The 15,318-nt window shown below is 55.1% G+C and carries 15 protein-coding genes; 9 read left to right on the top strand and 6 right to left on the bottom strand.

The window, feature by feature from the left end:
- Window positions 1-50: 50 nt before the first annotated feature.
- A complete protein-coding gene (gene adk, locus Q0X97_RS02550) occupies window positions 51-698 on the bottom strand; it encodes an adenylate kinase (RefSeq protein ID WP_302065656.1) in 648 nt (215 codons plus the stop codon).
- A 213-nt stretch (window positions 699-911) separates the two neighbouring features.
- Here adk and recA point away from each other — a divergent pair, with 213 nt between their 5' ends.
- Complete coding sequence (gene recA, locus Q0X97_RS02545; RefSeq protein WP_085355456.1) at window positions 912-1,958, top strand: recombinase RecA; 1,047 nt, start codon at window positions 912-914, stop codon at window positions 1,956-1,958.
- A gap of 61 nt (window positions 1,959-2,019) precedes the next feature.
- On the opposite strand, the gene Q0X97_RS02540 is transcribed toward recA, so the two are convergent.
- Entirely contained in the window at window positions 2,020-2,973 is a 954-nt protein-coding gene (locus Q0X97_RS02540; RefSeq protein ID WP_302065770.1) for a bile acid:sodium symporter family protein, read from the bottom strand.
- A 160-nt stretch (window positions 2,974-3,133) separates the two neighbouring features.
- Between Q0X97_RS02540 and Q0X97_RS02535 the strand changes: the two genes are divergently transcribed.
- Window positions 3,134-3,445 carry a hypothetical protein gene (locus Q0X97_RS02535; protein WP_244738475.1) on the top strand — a complete coding sequence of 104 codons (312 nt, stop codon included), beginning with the start codon at window positions 3,134-3,136 and terminating at the stop codon, window positions 3,443-3,445.
- A gap of 78 nt (window positions 3,446-3,523) precedes the next feature.
- Window positions 3,524-4,555, top strand: coding sequence for a Holliday junction branch migration DNA helicase RuvB (ruvB, locus tag Q0X97_RS02530; RefSeq protein ID WP_085362462.1), 1,032 nt, complete (start codon window positions 3,524-3,526; stop codon window positions 4,553-4,555).
- 55 nt (window positions 4,556-4,610) lie between these two features.
- Here ruvB and Q0X97_RS02525 read toward each other — a convergent pair whose 3' ends face one another.
- Complete coding sequence (locus tag Q0X97_RS02525) at window positions 4,611-5,855, bottom strand: multifunctional CCA addition/repair protein (protein WP_302065657.1); 1,245 nt, start codon at window positions 5,853-5,855, stop codon at window positions 4,611-4,613.
- Between the two features lie 136 nt (window positions 5,856-5,991).
- Between Q0X97_RS02525 and rlmB the strand changes: the two genes are divergently transcribed.
- From rlmB to Q0X97_RS02505, 4 genes are all read left to right on the top strand, one after another.
- Window positions 5,992-6,741 (top strand): 23S rRNA (guanosine(2251)-2'-O)-methyltransferase RlmB, encoded by a 750-nt coding sequence (gene rlmB / locus Q0X97_RS02520; RefSeq protein WP_302065658.1) that lies wholly within the window; start codon window positions 5,992-5,994, stop codon window positions 6,739-6,741.
- Between the two features lie 142 nt (window positions 6,742-6,883).
- Window positions 6,884-7,300: an NfeD family protein gene (locus Q0X97_RS02515; protein ID WP_302065659.1), complete on the top strand. Its 417-nt coding sequence runs from the start codon at window positions 6,884-6,886 to the stop codon at window positions 7,298-7,300.
- Window positions 7,301-7,333: 33 nt separating this feature from the next.
- Window positions 7,334-8,299 (top strand): SPFH domain-containing protein, encoded by a 966-nt coding sequence (locus Q0X97_RS02510; RefSeq protein WP_302065660.1) that lies wholly within the window; start codon window positions 7,334-7,336, stop codon window positions 8,297-8,299.
- Between the two features lie 192 nt (window positions 8,300-8,491).
- Window positions 8,492-10,543: an OPT family oligopeptide transporter gene (locus Q0X97_RS02505; RefSeq protein WP_302065661.1), complete on the top strand. Its 2,052-nt coding sequence runs from the start codon at window positions 8,492-8,494 to the stop codon at window positions 10,541-10,543.
- Between the two features lie 107 nt (window positions 10,544-10,650).
- Here the strand turns inward: Q0X97_RS02505 and cutA are convergent, their stop codons facing one another.
- The 3 genes from cutA to hda are packed head-to-tail and all read right to left on the bottom strand — an operon-like array spanning window position 10,651 to window position 12,319.
- The gene (gene cutA / locus Q0X97_RS02500; protein ID WP_302065662.1) at window positions 10,651-10,974 is read right to left on the bottom strand and encodes a divalent-cation tolerance protein CutA; all 324 of its coding nucleotides are present in this window, start codon (window positions 10,972-10,974) and stop codon (window positions 10,651-10,653) included.
- A gap of 11 nt (window positions 10,975-10,985) precedes the next feature.
- Window positions 10,986-11,654, bottom strand: a complete 669-nt coding sequence (locus Q0X97_RS02495; RefSeq protein WP_302065663.1) for an HAD family phosphatase — start codon at window positions 11,652-11,654, stop codon at window positions 10,986-10,988.
- Window positions 11,651-12,319: a DnaA regulatory inactivator Hda gene (hda, locus tag Q0X97_RS02490; protein ID WP_244743147.1), complete on the bottom strand. Its 669-nt coding sequence runs from the start codon at window positions 12,317-12,319 to the stop codon at window positions 11,651-11,653. Before hda ends, Q0X97_RS02495 begins: the two co-directional genes overlap by 4 nt.
- 195 nt (window positions 12,320-12,514) lie before the next feature.
- Here hda and Q0X97_RS02485 point away from each other — a divergent pair, with 195 nt between their 5' ends.
- Window positions 12,515-13,165 (top strand): DedA family protein, encoded by a 651-nt coding sequence (locus Q0X97_RS02485; protein ID WP_302065664.1) that lies wholly within the window; start codon window positions 12,515-12,517, stop codon window positions 13,163-13,165.
- Between the two features lie 86 nt (window positions 13,166-13,251).
- Window positions 13,252-15,201 (top strand): DNA mismatch repair endonuclease MutL, encoded by a 1,950-nt coding sequence (gene mutL, locus Q0X97_RS02480; RefSeq protein ID WP_302065665.1) that lies wholly within the window; start codon window positions 13,252-13,254, stop codon window positions 15,199-15,201.
- Window positions 15,202-15,318 lie beyond the last annotated feature (117 nt).

The raw sequence follows: 15,318 nt of genomic DNA, 5'->3' as shown, positions 1-15,318 counted from the left end.
AAAAGATTTCAGACGGCCTGTTTACCAAATCTGCCGTATCAATAAAAAAACTATCCGCCCAAAGCGGCCAACACTTCGGCTTTAACGGCATCAACGGCCTGCGTACCGTCCACCTTGATATATTTCGGTGCGTGTTCGCCGGTTAATTTGCTGTAAAAACCGATCAACACCGCCGTTTGGTCGTGATAAACCTCAAGGCGTTTTTTCACCGTTTCTTCTTTGTCGTCGTCGCGCTGAATCAAGTCTTCACCGGTAACGTCGTCTTTACCTTCCACTTTCGGCGGATTGTAAGAAACATGATAAGTACGGCCCGAAGCCAGATGCACGCGGCGGCCGCTCATACGGTCGACAATTACCGCATCCGGCACGTCGATTTCAACCACCGCATCCAAATTCACACCGGCCTCAACCATCGCCTCGGCTTGCGCCAATGTGCGTGGGAAGCCGTCGAACAAAAAGCCGTTTCTGCAGTCGTCCTGCGCGATCCGCTCTTTAACCATGCCGATGATGATGTCGTCGCGTACCAAACCGCCTTCATCAATGATTTTTTTCGCCTCCAAACCCAACGGCGTGCCGGCCTTAATCGCCGCACGCAGCATATCGCCGGTGGAAATCTGCGGAATGCCGAAAGCCGCCGTAATAAATTGAGCCTGTGTGCCTTTACCCGCACCCGGCGCGCCGAGCAGTAATACTTTCATTCTGTGTTCCTTGAATATTGGTCAAGATAAGAAAAACGCTTCAAGGCTTATCTTAATATGGTTATGCCGTTATGAAAAGGTTTGCGATGTTTTCAGACGGCCTCATACACAACCTAAGGCCGTCTGAAAGCCCGATGAAAACTTTTTCGAAAAGCAGCGATTTATGCGATAATCTGCGCCGAAATCCTTACCATCATTCCACACGGAAACATCATGTCAGACGAAAAAAGCAAAGCATTAGCCGCCGCGCTCGCGCAAATCGAAAAAAACTTCGGCAAAGGCTCCATCATGAAAATGGACGGCAGCCATAAAGACGAAAATTTAGAAGTCATCTCCACCGGCTCGCTCGGTTTGGATTTGGCGCTCGGCGTGGGCGGCCTGCCCCGCGGCCGTATCGTAGAAATCTTCGGCCCCGAATCATCCGGCAAAACCACCCTGTGTTTGGAAGCCATCGCCCAATGCCAGAAAAACGGCGGCACCTGCGCCTTTATCGATGCCGAAAACGCATTCGACCCCATCTACGCCCGCAAACTCGGCGTGAAAGTGGAAGAGCTGCTGGTTTCCCAACCTGACACCGGCGAGCAAGCGCTTGAAATCTGCGACATGCTGGTACGCTCCGGCGGCGTGGATATGGTCGTGGTCGATTCCGTAGCCGCGCTCGTGCCCAAAGCCGAAATCGAAGGCGAAATGGGCGACAGCCACGTCGGCCTGCAAGCCCGCCTGATGAGCCAAGCCTTGCGCAAACTCACCGGCCACATCAAAAAAACCAATACCTTAGTCGTATTCATCAACCAAATCCGCATGAAAATCGGCGTGATGTTCGGCAGCCCCGAAACCACCACCGGCGGTAACGCGCTGAAATTCTACGCCTCCGTGCGCCTCGACATCCGCCGCACCGGTTCTATCAAAAAAGGCGACGACGTTTTGGGTAACGAAACCAAAGTCAAAGTCATCAAAAACAAAGTCGCCCCACCCTTCCGCCAAGCCGAATTCGACATCCTTTACGGCGAAGGCATCAGCTGGGAAGGCGAACTGGTCGATTTGGGCGTGAAATACGATATCGTTGAAAAATCAGGCGCATGGTACAGCTACAACGGTGCCAAAATCGGCCAAGGCAAAGACAACGTGCGCGTATGGCTGAAAGAAAATCCCGAAGTCGCCAACGAAATCGACGCCAAAATCCGCGCCAAAGTCGGTGTGAATGTTCAAATCACCGAAGGCACGCTGGACGATACCGACGGCGAGCAGCCGGAAGAGTAATTTGGTTTGAGTAGATAAGCAGGCCGTCTGAAAACCTTTTCAGACGGCCTTATTGATTGATTTAATCTTCCGATTCCCGCCGTTTGGCTTTATCCTCTTTCGAAGCCCAATAAGAAGCCAGCAGCGAACCTGAAATATTGTGCCATACACTGAAAATCGCGCTGGGCACGGCGGCAAGCGGGGTGAAATATGCGGCGGACAAAGCGGCTCCCAAGCCCGAGTTTTGCATGCCCACTTCGATGGACAAGGTTTTTTGCACATCGTAAGGCAGCCTGAACAACTTGGCCGTGAAAAAGCCGAGCAAATAACCGATGGCGTTATGCAGCATCACCACCACTAAAATCAGCATGCCGCTTTCGAGGATTTTTGGTTTGCTCGCGCCGACCACCGAACCGATAATCAGCACAATCGCCGCCACCGATACCAGCGGCAGCACACCGGCGGCGGCTTCCGTCTGCTTTCTGAACAAAATATGCGCCACCACGCCCAACACAATCGGCAGCAGCACAATCTTTAAAATCGACACAAACATCGCCGAAGCCGAAATATCAAGCCATTGATTCGCCAGCAGATAGAAAACCGCCGGCGTGAGCACCGGAGCGAGCAAAGTGGAAATCGACGTTACCGCCACCGAAAGCGCCACATTGCCGCGCGCCAGATAAGTGATCACGTTGGAAGCCGTACCGCCCGGGCAGGAACCCACCAGAATCACGCCGACGGCAATTTCCGCAGGCAGGTTCAGCCCCAATGCCAACGCATAGGCCGTCAGCGGCATAATCACAAACTGTGCCGCCACGCCGATTAACACGGCTTTGGGGTGTTCGCCCAAAATCCTGAAATCACGCGGAGCAAGTGTCAGCCCCATGCCGAACATAATGATGCCCAGCAGCACGGGAATATACGGCAGCACCCACTTAAACGTATCGGGAGCGATAAATGCAATCGCGGCAAACAAAGCGGCCCACAACGCAAAAGTTTGGCCGACCAAGCGGCTGAATTTGGCTAATGCTTCCATTTCTCGTCCAAGAATATGCAAAACGCCAAGAATACGCCAATTTACTTGATGCCGCGATAAAAGTTTTACAGGCGGTTTCATTCAGAGGCCGTCTGAAACACGCTATAATCCGTCCGTTAAATAAAACTTCTGCCCTAAACCGTTTCAGACGGCCCGAATAATGAATATTGAGTTACTGCACCGAAAAATCAGCAACAGCGACTATCTGCGCCTGATTACCGTCAACAGCGAAAACTTCAGCACGGCGGAACACGAATTGCTGGGCGAAATCCTCAGCGGTTTCGAATTCGACGTCGTGCAAGAGCAGGCATTGGCGCAAGCCGTGATGCAGCAGGCGCGGTTCGACCCCAACGCCCTGCACATCGAAGACGACGACGAAGACATCACCGGCGTATGCCCGCACTGCATCAACCCGCCCATGCCGCCGCTGCGGGATTATCTGGTCTGGCGGCAAACCCGCGACAGAGCTTGAAACCGATGATTCGAGAGGCCGTCTGAAAGCACGGTTTTCAGACGGCCTCGAAACCTTTAACCACACGAGCCGTACACCATGCTGCAAACCGACAACCTGAGCGCGGCACAACCGCAACGCATCATCACCGCCCAAAGCATCTCCGCCCAAGAAGAGCTGCTCGAACGCGCCCTGCGCCCGAAAACGTTGGGCGATTACATCGGCCAGCACAAAGCCAAAGAACAGCTTGCCATCTTTATCGAAGCGGCGAAAAAACGCGGCGAAGCACTCGACCACACCCTGCTGTTCGGCCCGCCCGGATTAGGCAAAACCACGCTGGCACATATCATCGCCAAAGAGTTGGGCGTAAACCTGCGCCAAACCAGCGGTCCCGTGCTCGAACGCGCCGGCGATTTGGCTGCCCTGTTGACCAACCTCGAGCCGCACGACGTATTGTTTATCGACGAAATCCACCGCCTCAGCCCCGTGGTGGAAGAAATCCTCTACCCCGCACTCGAAGACTACCAACTCGACATCATGATCGGCGAAGGCCCCGCCGCCCGCTCGGTGAAAATCGACCTGCCGCCGTTCACGCTGGTGGGCGCAACTACCCGCGCCGGCATGCTTACCAACCCGCTGCGCGACCGTTTCGGCATCGTTTCCCGTTTGGAATTTTACGAACACAACGACTTGGCCACCATCGTCGCCCGTTCCGCCCAGCTTTTGCAGTTGAACATGGGCGAAGAAGGCGCAATGGAAATCGCCCGCCGCAGCCGCGGCACACCCCGCATCGCCAACCGTTTGCTGCGCCGCGTGCGCGATTACGCCGAAGTGAAAAATCAGGGATTGATTAACGCCGAAACCGCCGATGCCGCCTTAAGCATGCTCGATGTCGATGCGGTGGGCTTGGACGTGATGGACAGGAAATTCCTCGAAGCCGTAATCTACAAATTCAGCGGCGGCCCGGTCGGATTGGAAAACATCGCCGCCGCCATCGGCGAATCCACCGACACCATCGAAGACGTTATCGAACCGTATTTAATCCAACAAGGCTTCCTGCAACGCACCCCGCGCGGGCGCATGGCTACCGAACGCAGCTACCTGCACTTCGGCGTGAGCATGGATAAATAAAGTTTTCAGACGGCCTCAAACGTTTGAAAAACACTCAACTTGAAACTTTGCCGGTTTACCGATGCCCGCTTTGCACCCGTGCTTTGTAGGCCTCTTGAACCGGCCTGATTTTTTCCAAACGCGCTTTGTCGATCGCCTCGGCGATTTTCTGCGGCGTTCCTGCATGGGCGGCGACAATGGCGGCGGTGTCGATATCGTTTGCCGCCGCCAGCAAATCCAGCCAATGTTCGCGTTGCGGATACGGCGAGTTTTCGCGGTTCAGACGGCCTCTGGCATCGGCCACGCATACGTTCAAGGCCGTCTGAAAACGTTCGGGGCGGCGCAGCGCGTCTACTTTTTTCAAAGTATTTAACACGGTAGCTGGCCTGAATTCGCCGACGCTGTGCAACATGATGTGCCAGCGGCAAACCAATTCGGCGAGCTCGGCGCAATGTTTGGGCACTTTCCAGCGCGCGTTGACGGCGCGCACGGGTTCGACACCGGCAAGGTCGTGCCCGTGGTGTTTGGGCAGAATGTCGGCGGGCGTTCGCGCTTTGCCCAAATCGTGCAGCAGCGCGGCATAACGTTCGGGCAGGCTCAAATCCATATCGGCGGCACATTGCAGCACCATCATGGTGTGGATGCCGCTGTCTACTTCCGGATGGTAATCGGCACGCTGCGGCACGCCGAAAAGCGCGTCGACTTCGGGCAGCAATATTTCCAACGCGCCGCATTCGCGTAAAATTTCAAACATACGGCGCGGCTGCTTTTCCATCAGCCCTTTCGCCAACTCCTGCCATACCCGCTCGGCCACCAGCGCGTCTGCTTCGCCGTTTTCCACCATCCGCTTCATCAGTTCCATCGTTTCCGGCGCAACGTCAAACCCGTAGCGGGCGGCAAAACGGGCGGTGCGCAAAATCCGCACGGGGTCTTCGGCAAAAGCGGGGGAAACGTGGCGCAGGATTTTATGCTGCAAATCCCGCCGCCCGCCGAAAGGATCGATAACGAGGCCGTCCGAATCCTGCGCCATGGCGTTGATGGTTAAGTCGCGGCGGAGCAAATCCTGCTCCAGCGTTACGTCTTTGGCGGCGTAAAACGCAAAGCCGGCATAACCTTTGGCGGTTTTGCGTTCGGTACGCGCCAGCGCATATTCTTCGTGGCTTTCGGGGTGGAGAAACACCGGAAAATCTTTGCCTACCGGCTGAAAGCCTGCCGCCAGCATATCGGCCGCGTCCGCCCCCACCACCACCCAATCGCGGTCGGTAACGGGCAGGTTTAACAAAGCATCGCGCACGGCTCCGCCGACTAAGTAAATCTGCATGATGAAAAGGCCGTCTGAAAAATGAAAACATTGTATATCAATCTGCTCCGCTTGGCTTTTTCAGACGGCCTGAGAGCAGTCTTTCCCCTCCAAACCCTGTATAATGCCGTCTGAAACCTTCACTACAAAGCAAAACATGGCAAACCAACGACTTATCTACGGCTTCCACGCCGTGAACGCCCGATTGTGGCAAAACCCGAAAAGCATTACCGAACTGTATGTCCAAGAAGGCAAACACGACACCCGCACCCGCGAAGTGCTGGAAAAAGCCGCCGCCGAAAACGTGCGCGTGCATTTTGCCGCCGCCGAACGCTTAAACACCATCAGCAAAGGCGCGCGCCATCAAGGTGTGGTCGGCTTTATCGACGCCTCCAAAAACCACGTCCACCTCGAAGACGTGTTGGAAAACCTGCGCGAACCGGCACTGCTGCTGGTGCTCGACGGCATCACCGACCCGCACAACCTCGGCGCGTGCCTGCGTACCGCCGACGCGATGGGCGTTCACGCCGTGATTGCGCCGAAAGACAAAAGCGCGGGGCTGAACGCCACCGTGAGCAAAGTGGCCTGCGGCGCGGCCGAAACCGTGCCCTACATCACCGTAACCAACCTTGCCCGCACCCTGCGCGAATTGAAAGAATACGGTATCTGGGTGGTCGGCACCGACATGGGCGGCGAAGCCGATCTCTATCACGCCAAACTGCCCGAAAGCATCGCATGGGTGATGGGCAACGAAGGCGAAGGCATGCGCCGCCTCACCCGCGAACATTGCGACATGCTCGTTTCCGTGCCCATGTTCGGCACGGTGGAAAGCATGAACGTATCGGTAACCGCGGGCATGGTGTTGAGCGAAACCCGCCGCCAACGGGTGTTGAACGCCGAGAAATAAACCGTTTCCGTTTAAAAGGCCGTCTGAAAACTCTTTGCGCAAACCGTTTCAGACGGCCTTTCTACCGTTCCCGCCGAAAACATTGAATTTTCGCCGAGAATCTTTATCATTGATTCGATTGAAACAACGAAGGGGGCAACCTATGATTGCTTGGTTTATCGCCGCCGTATTGGTGCTGATTGTCGAACTGTTTGTCGGCACGATTTATCTGTTGGTGGTCAGCGCCGCCCTGTTCGGTGCGGGCTTGACCGCTTGGCTGTTCGACAGCCTCGCCGCCAGCATCATCACCGCCGCCGTGCTGGCCGCCGTGGGCGTTTGGTGGGCACACGGCTGGATTAAAAAACACCGCCGCCCGCCCGTGGAAGAATCCGCCCGCAACGATTTGGACATCGGGCAAACGGTGCAGATTCTGCGCCATCTGCACGGCAACCTGTATGAAGTGCACTACCGCGGCACGCTTTGGCAGGCGCAGGCGGAAAACACAGCCGGCACGTCCGCCCCTCAAACCGCCGTGATTACCGGCAAAAACGGTAACTTTCTGCTTATCCACCTGAATTAATACTCTGATTTAATTGTGATTTAAGGAATCATCATGGATCTCAACCTGTTTCTCAGCTTTCCGATTTTAATCCTCATCGCCGTGATCGTATTCGGCTTCAAAGCATTTACCGTGGTGCCGCAGCAAGAGGCCTATGTGGTGGAGCGTTTGGGCCGTTTCTACAAAGTGCTCACGCCCGGTCTGAACATTCTGATTCCGTTTATCGACCGCATCGCCTACAAGCACACGCTAAAAGAAATTCCGCTCGACGTGCCGAGCCAAGTGTGTATCACCCGCGACAACACCCAGCTTACCGTCGACGGCATCATCTATTTCCAAGTAACCGACCCGAAACTCGCTTCATACGGTTCGAGCAACTACATCATGGCAATTACCCAGCTTGCCCAAACCACGCTGCGTTCGGTTATCGGCCGCATGGAATTGGACAAAACCTTTGAAGAGCGCGACGAAATCAACAGCATCGTCGTTTCCGCGCTCGACGAAGCCGCCGTATCGTGGGGCGTGAAAGTATTGCGTTACGAAATCAAAGACTTGGTACCGCCGCAAGAAATCCTGCGCGCAATGCAGGCGCAAATCACCGCCGAACGTGAAAAACGCGCCCGTATCGCCGAATCGGAAGGCCGCAAAATCGAACAAATCAACCTTGCCAGCGGCCAGCGCGAAGCCGAAATCCAGCAGTCCGAAGGGGAAATGCAGGCCGCCATCAACGAATCGAACGGCCAAAAAATCGCCAAAATCAACCGCGCCCAAGGTGAAGCCGAAGCCCTGCGCCTCGTGGCCGAAGCCAACGCCGACGCCATCCGCGCCGTTGCCAATGCTCTGCAAACTCCGGGCGGCAACGAGGCCGTGAACCTGAAAGTGGCCGAGCAATATGTAGAAGCCTTCAGCAAACTGGCCAAAGAAAACAACACGCTGATTATGCCCGCCAACGTGGCCGACATCGGCAGCTTGGTTTCCGCCGGCCTGAAAATTGTCGAAGGCAACAAAACGGTTAAATAACAAGGCATAAGATCGGCTCCGGCCAAAGAAGCAAAAGGCCGTCTGAAAAACTTCAAACAGGTTTTCAGACGGCCTTTGCAATAGGAATAAACATAACATATTAATATTTACGTTGGTTAACAACTCTAACATTTCTTGACAGCTTTTGTTTTCCGAAACAATATAAAGCCTTCCAATCAGGAGAATGAAATTATGTCCCAACAATCACACCGTCATGATCCCTATTCGGGATACCGCGAATTGACATTGCGCGGCATGATTTTAGGTGCGTTGATTACCGTTGTATTCACAGCTTCCAACGTTTATCTCGGCTTGAAAGTCGGCCTTACCTTCGCTTCTTCCATTCCTGCTGCAGTTATTTCGATGGCGATTTTGAAATTCGCCAAAGGCAGCAACATTCTTGAAAACAATATGGTGCAAACGCAGGCTTCGGCTGCGGGCACGCTTTCCACCATCATTTTCGTTTTGCCCGGTCTGCTGATGGCAGGCTACTGGAACGGTTTTCCGTTTTGGCAAACCGCCCTGCTGTGTATGGCGGGCGGTATCATGGGGGTTATTTTTACCATTCCGCTGCGCTACGCCATGGTGGTGAAAAGCAACCTGCCCTATCCTGAGGGCGTGGCGGCCGCCGAAATTCTGAAAGTAGGCAGCGGCGAACTGCAAGACGATGCGGACGGAGACGAAACCGCCCGAAACGGCGGCAGCGGCATCAAAGAAATCGCCGCGGGCAGCGTGCTGGCCGGCTTGATGAGTTTTCTCAGCAACGGCCTGCGCGTAATTGCCGACAGCGCCGGTTATTGGTTCAAATCGGGCAATGCCATTTTCCAATTGCCGATGGGCTTTTCGCTCGCCTTGCTCGGTGCGGGCTATCTGGTGGGGCTGACCGGCGGCATCGCCATCCTGTTCGGCATCTTTATCGCGTGGGGCGTGGCCGTGCCTTATTTCTCGTCTTCCGTTCCGCAGCCCGCCGACATGGAAATGGCCGCTTACGCCTTGCAGCTTTGGAAAGAAAAAGTACGCTTTATCGGCGCGGGCACCATCGGTATCGCCGCCATTTGGACACTGATTACGCTGTTCAAACCGATGATGGAAGGCATGCGCCTCTCGTTCCGTGCATTCCGTAGCGGCACGCACGCCTCCACCGAACGCATCGAGCAGGATTTATCGCCCAAAGCCATGATTTTATGGACTTTGGGCATGATGTTGGTGTTGGCGTTCAGCTTTTACCACTTTATCGAAGCAGCCGCCATTCCCGCCGGCTTAGCTTGGCTGCTGGTTATCGTGTGTACGCTGCTCACTTCTTTTATCGGCTTTTTAGTCGCCGCCGCCTGCGGTTACATGGCTGGTTTGGTCGGCTCTTCATCCAGCCCGATTTCCGGTATCGGCATTATTTCCATCTTGGCCATTTCATTGGTGTTGCTGCTGATCGGCGACTCGTCCGGCCTGTTTGCCGACGAAGGCAGCCGCCAGTTTATGCTTGCACTCACCTTATTCTGCGGCTCGGCAGTGATTTCGGTGGCTTCGATTTCCAACGACAACCTCCAAGATTTGAAAACCGGCTATCTGGTTAAAGCGACACCGTGGCGGCAACAGGTTGCGCTGATTATCGGCTGTGTGGTCGGCTCGCTGGTTATCGCACCCGTGTTGGAAATCCTTTATCAAGCCTACGGCTTTACCGGCGCATTGCCGCGCCCGAATATGGACGCATCCCAAGCACTCGCCGCCCCGCAAGCCACGCTGATGACCACCATTGCCCAAGGTATCTTTGCGCACAATCTGCAATGGACATACATTTTCACGGGCGTTGTCATCGGTATCATCCTGATTATCGCGGACTTAGTGCTGAAGAAAAGCTCGGCGCACAAACTGAGCCTGCCCGTGCTGGCGGTGGGCATGGGCATTTATTTGCCGCCTTCTGTCAACATGCCGATCTTTATCGGTGCTTTGGTTGCCGCCTTCATCAAATACACCATCCGTTCGCGTTATAGCGACAACAACGAACGCCACCAGCGCCATGCCGAGCGCACCGGCACACTGTTTGCCGCCGGTTTGATCGTCGGCGAGAGCTTGATCGGCGTGATTTTGGCCTTCATCATTGCCGCATCCGTTACCAGCGGCGGTTCCGACGCACCGTTGGCACTAGGTTTGGAAAACTGGGAAACCGCCGCCTCTCTGCTCGGATTGGCCGCATTTGCCGCCGGCGTGCTGATTTTCATCAAACGTGTTTTAAACTCGGCCCGCTAACGATAGGTAAATAGGAAAACAAGAGGCCGTCTGAAAAAGCCGTAAAACAGCTTTTTCAGACGGCCTCTTAACTTAAAATTTGAATACTTTATCCGCCGTCTTAACCGCTACAAACCCAACTGCTCCCGCATCCAGCGCAGATACGGCACAAAGCCTCTGCCCACCGGCTGCATCAGAATTTGCGGGCAGTCGTAGCTGTGGTTTTGCACGATGGTTTTTTCCACCGCTTTATAGTGGCAGCGGGCGGTTTTAATCACGATGCGGATTTCTTCGTCGTTGCACAATTCGCCGTCCCACACATATTGGCTGCGGATGGTTTCGTATTGCACGCAGGCGGCGAGACGGTTTTCCAGCAGCAGACCGCCGATGCGTTCGGCTTCTTCGCGGTTGGGCGCAGTGGTTACGACGACAACAGGTTTGAATTGGGGCATTTCAGACGGCCTTATCGAAAATTCAGCACGGGCCAGCCTTTTTCTTCGGCTTCCTGCTGCAAGGTTTCATCGGGGTTGACGGCTACGGGGTCGCTCACCAAACGCAGCAGCGGCAAATCGTTTTTGGAATCGCTGTAAAAATAGGTTTTGCCATAGCTTTCAAGCGTTTCGCCGCGTGCTGCCAACCATTCGTTCAGGCGGGTGATTTTGCCTTCTTTCAGGCTTGGCGTGCCGACGTAATTGCCCGTATAGCGGCCGTCTGAACCGGTTTCGAGCTGTGTGCCGATAATGTTTTCGATACCGAACAGACGGCAAATCGGGGTAATAATAAATTCGTTGGTGGAAGAGATGACCAGCAGTTCGTCGCCTGCGTTGCGGTGGCTCTGCACCAGCATTTTAGCCATCGGCGAGATGTGCGGGGCGATAAATTCGGCGGTAAATTCGCGGTGCATTTCGGCCAATTCTTCTTGGCTGAAGCGGCTTAAAGGTTCGAGATGGAATTTGAGAAACTCGTCGATATCCAAACAGCCGTTTTGGTAGTCGCGGTAAAACTTGTCGTTTTGGGCGCGGGTGTGTTCGACATCGACCACGCCTTTTTTCATCAGATATTGCGGCCAAGAATGGTCGGAATCGGTGTTGATCAAGGTGTTGTCCAAATCGAAAATGGCGAGGTTTTTCATTCTGTTTCCTGTTGTTTTAAGAGTTGGCGCAAAAGCGGCAGGGTGATGCGTTTGCCCATCATCACGGCGTAGTTGTCGAGCGTGTCGAGCATCTGCATGAGGCTGTCCATATCGCGCCGCCAATGGTTGAGCAGGTATTGGAAGATTTCCGGTTCTACGGTTAATTGTCGCGCCGCCGCCATGCTCACTAATGCATTGATTTTTTCTTGGTCATTCAAAGGTTTGACATCGTAAACCAAACAATAGCCCATGCGTGTGCGCAAGTCTTCGCGAATCACCAGTTGCGGCGGCGGCACGTCGGCACTCAGCAACAGAAAGCCGTGTTTGCTGTTGCGGAAGCGGTTGAAGGCTTCAAACAATACCGCCTGCTCGCCGTCGTTGAGTTTGTCGACTTGATCCACCGCCAGATAGTCGGCTTCAAGCACTTGGTCGGTAAGCGGCATGCGGGCGGCATCGATGTAAACGGCGTTGTGCCCCGCCTGCAAAGCCTGCGCCACCCAAGCCTGCAAAAGATGGCTTTTGCCGGAACCTTCCTGCCCCCAAACGTAAATAAACTGCCCGTGCTGCTGTTGCAAAACGTGCAGGAGTTCGGCGTTGGAAGTGCCCAAAAATTTATCGAACGAAGGGTAATCGCGGGCGGCAAAATCGAATATGAGCTGGTTCACGGAAAAGGTTTTCAGACGGCTTTCAGACGGCACATTGTACGTTGTTTCAACAAACAGCGGCAAGCCGCGGCAACGGTTTGGCAGAATTTAAAGTTTTCACTTAAAATGACGAACTTCACATACGGCGGGGCCGTCTGAAAGCTGTTTGATTCCGTTTTCAGACGGCCTCTATATTCATCAACCGAAAGCACCCACATGGAATTTATTTCAACCATCATCGACTTTATCCTGCATATCGACCAGCACCTTACCGAGCTGGCCGCACAATACGGCGCGTGGATTTACGCCATTCTGTTTCTGATTATTTTCTGCGAAACGGGGCTGGTGGTTACGCCGTTTCTGCCGGGCGATTCGCTGCTGTTCGCCGCCGGCGGCATTGCGGCCATCGGCGAAATGAATATCCATGTGATGGTGGCGCTGCTGATTGCTTCAGCCATCATCGGCGACGCGGTGAACTTTATGATCGGCAAATACTTCGGTGCCAAGCTGTTTGCCAACCCCGATTCCAAAATCTTCAAACGCAGCTATCTCGACAAAACCCACAAGTTTTACGAGAAATACGGCGGCAAAACCATCATCATCGCCCGCTTTGTGCCCATCGTGCGCACTTTCGCCCCGTTCGTAGCAGGCATGGCGCACATGCACTACGGCCGCTTTATCCGCTTCAACGTGATCGGCGCCGTTTTGTGGGTGGTGCTGTTTTCCTACGCGGGCTATTTCTTCGCCAATATTCCGGTGGTGAAAAACAATCTGGGCTTAGTGCTGGGCGCGATTATCGTGATTTCGGTGCTGCCCGGCGTGATCGAAGTGATCCGCGCCAAACGCGCAGGCAAACGCTCTCGATAATTCCCACACGGGCCGTCTGAAAAGCATTCGGACGGCCTTACGTTTATAATAGGCCGTCTGAAACCGTTTAACCCGAAGGAAGCGCAATGAACCGCATCGCCGCCCTGCCCGACCATCTTATCAACCAAATCGCCGCCGGCGAAGTGGTGGAACGCCCCGCCAGCGCCTTGAAAGAAATCGTAGAAAACAGCATCGACGCGGGCGCAACGGCGGTTGATGTCGAGCTTGCCGGCGGCGGCATCAGGCTGATTCGCGTTACCGACAACGGCAGCGGCATCCACGCCGACGACATTTCCCTCGCCCTGCACCGCCACGCCACCAGCAAAATCAAATCGCTCACCGATTTGGAACACGTTGCCAGCATGGGTTTTCGCGGCGAAGGCTTGGCCAGCATCGCATCGGTAAGCCGCCTCACGCTTACCAGCCGCACCGAAAGCAGCGCACACGCCAATCAGGTAAAAGCGGAAGACGGCAAACTCAGCGAAAGCGGTGCGGCGGCGCACCCCGTCGGCACCACCGTGGAAGTGGCCGAGCTTTTCTTCAACACCCCCGCGCGGCGCAAGTTTTTAAAATCCGAAAACACCGAATACGCCCACTGCGCCACCATGCTCGAACGCCTCGCGCTGGCACATCCGCACATTGCTTTTTCACTCAAACGCGACGGTAAAAGTATTTTCAAACTGCCAGCACAGAGTTTGCGGGAACGCGTCGCCGCCATCGTAGGCGACGATTTTCAGACGGCCTCTTTGGAAATCGACAGCGGCGAAGGCATCATGCGGCTCCACGGCTTCATCGCCAAGCCCACCTTTGCCAAAGGCAAAACCGACAAGCAGTATTGTTTCGTCAACCGCCGTTTCGTGCGCGACAAAGTGATGCTGCACGCCGTGAAACAAGCCTACCGCGACGTGTTGCACAACGCCCTCACGCCCGCTTTCGTGCTGTTTCTCGACCTGCCGCCTGAAGCGGTGGATGTAAACGTGCACCCCACCAAAACCGAAATCCGTTTCCGCGACAGCCAAGCCGTGCACCAACTGGTGTTCCACACCCTCAACAAAGCCCTTGCCGACACCCGTGCCGACCAAACCGAAAGCGTGAGCAACGCCGGCAGCGTATTGCACGAAATGCTGGGCGTAACGATGCCGTCTGAAAACCCCAGCGCGTCGGAAAACCTTTCAGACGGCCTCAACCTGACTACGCCGCCGCAGCAACAACATTTCGGCGGCTTCGGCGGCAAATCCGCACCCGCGCCCTATTCCGCCGCCCGCGCACCGCAGCAACGCACCCTCTCTCTACGCGAAAGCCGTGCCGCCTTAAACACTTACGCCGAGCTATACCGCAAAACCGAACCGAACGAAGACATCGAGCTTAGCCAGTTTGAGCAAGCCCGTTTCGGAGCGGAGAGGCCGTCTGAAAACCATGCCCCGCATCAAGAAACACAAGCGCCCGAACTGCCGCCGTTGGGCTTTGCCATCGCCCAGCTTTTAGGCATCTATATCCTTGCCCAAGCCGAAGACAGCCTGCTGCTGGTGGACATGCACGCCGCCGCCGAACGGGTAAACTACGAAAAAATGAAAACCCAGCGCGACACCCTCGGCAGCCTGCAAAGCCAGCGGTTGCTGATTCCCGTAACCTTCGCCGCCAGCCACGAAGAAACCGCCGCCCTTGCCGACCACGCCGAAGCCTTGCGCGGATTCGGCTTGGAGCTTTCCGACATGGGCGGCAACACCATCGCCGTGCGTGCCGTGCCCGCCATGCTCGGCAAAAGCGACGTGGCCTCGCTCGCCCGCGACATGTTGCGCGAAATCGACCAAAACGGCAGTTCGCAAACCATCGAGGCGCGTGAAAACCAAATCCTTTCCACCATGGCTTGCCACGGCTCCGTGCGCGCCGGTCGCCAGCTTACCCTGCCGGAAATGAACGCCCTCTTGCGCGACATGGAAAACACGCCGCGCAGCAACCAATGCAACCACGGCCGACCCACTTGGGTGAAGCTCACTTTGAAAGAATTGGACGCGCTGTTTTTGCGCGGACAGTAAGATAAGCAATCGGAAAAGGCCGTCTGAAAACAAAACATAATGTTTTCAGACGGCCTTAAATTTTGTTCCTGAACGGCATGGCGCAGAAAAAGGTTGCAAATGCAATTTCCTAACCGT

Origin of the sequence: Neisseria sp. MVDL19-042950 (assembly GCF_030504625.1) — a bacterium.
Taxonomy (GTDB): Bacteria; Pseudomonadota; Gammaproteobacteria; order Burkholderiales; family Neisseriaceae; genus Neisseria.
Note: the sequence above shows the minus strand (reverse complement) of the source record. Positions and strands in the feature narration are given on the sequence as shown.

What these genes read in the sequence shown, in the direction of transcription:
- Q0X97_RS02485 (WP_302065664.1), top strand. Translation starts at nt 12,515, where the DNA reads ATGGAATTTATTTCAACCATCATCGACTTTATCCTGCATATCGACCAG.
- ruvB (WP_085362462.1), top strand. Translation starts at nt 3,524, where the DNA reads ATGCTGCAAACCGACAACCTGAGCGCGGCACAACCGCAACGCATCATC.
- Q0X97_RS02515 (WP_302065659.1), top strand. Translation starts at nt 6,884, where the DNA reads ATGATTGCTTGGTTTATCGCCGCCGTATTGGTGCTGATTGTCGAACTG.
- Q0X97_RS02510 (WP_302065660.1), top strand. Translation starts at nt 7,334, where the DNA reads ATGGATCTCAACCTGTTTCTCAGCTTTCCGATTTTAATCCTCATCGCC.
- mutL (WP_302065665.1), top strand. Translation starts at nt 13,252, where the DNA reads ATGAACCGCATCGCCGCCCTGCCCGACCATCTTATCAACCAAATCGCC.
- recA (WP_085355456.1), top strand. Translation starts at nt 912, where the DNA reads ATGTCAGACGAAAAAAGCAAAGCATTAGCCGCCGCGCTCGCGCAAATC.
- Q0X97_RS02525 (WP_302065657.1), bottom strand. Translation starts at nt 5,855, where the DNA reads ATGCAGATTTACTTAGTCGGCGGAGCCGTGCGCGATGCTTTGTTAAAC.
- cutA (WP_302065662.1), bottom strand. Translation starts at nt 10,974, where the DNA reads ATGCCCCAATTCAAACCTGTTGTCGTCGTAACCACTGCGCCCAACCGC.
- Q0X97_RS02540 (WP_302065770.1), bottom strand. Translation starts at nt 2,973, where the DNA reads ATGGAAGCATTAGCCAAATTCAGCCGCTTGGTCGGCCAAACTTTTGCG.
- adk (WP_302065656.1), bottom strand. Translation starts at nt 698, where the DNA reads ATGAAAGTATTACTGCTCGGCGCGCCGGGTGCGGGTAAAGGCACACAG.
- Q0X97_RS02505 (WP_302065661.1), top strand. Translation starts at nt 8,492, where the DNA reads ATGTCCCAACAATCACACCGTCATGATCCCTATTCGGGATACCGCGAA.
- Q0X97_RS02495 (WP_302065663.1), bottom strand. Translation starts at nt 11,654, where the DNA reads ATGAAAAACCTCGCCATTTTCGATTTGGACAACACCTTGATCAACACC.
- rlmB (WP_302065658.1), top strand. Translation starts at nt 5,992, where the DNA reads ATGGCAAACCAACGACTTATCTACGGCTTCCACGCCGTGAACGCCCGA.
- Q0X97_RS02535 (WP_244738475.1), top strand. Translation starts at nt 3,134, where the DNA reads ATGAATATTGAGTTACTGCACCGAAAAATCAGCAACAGCGACTATCTG.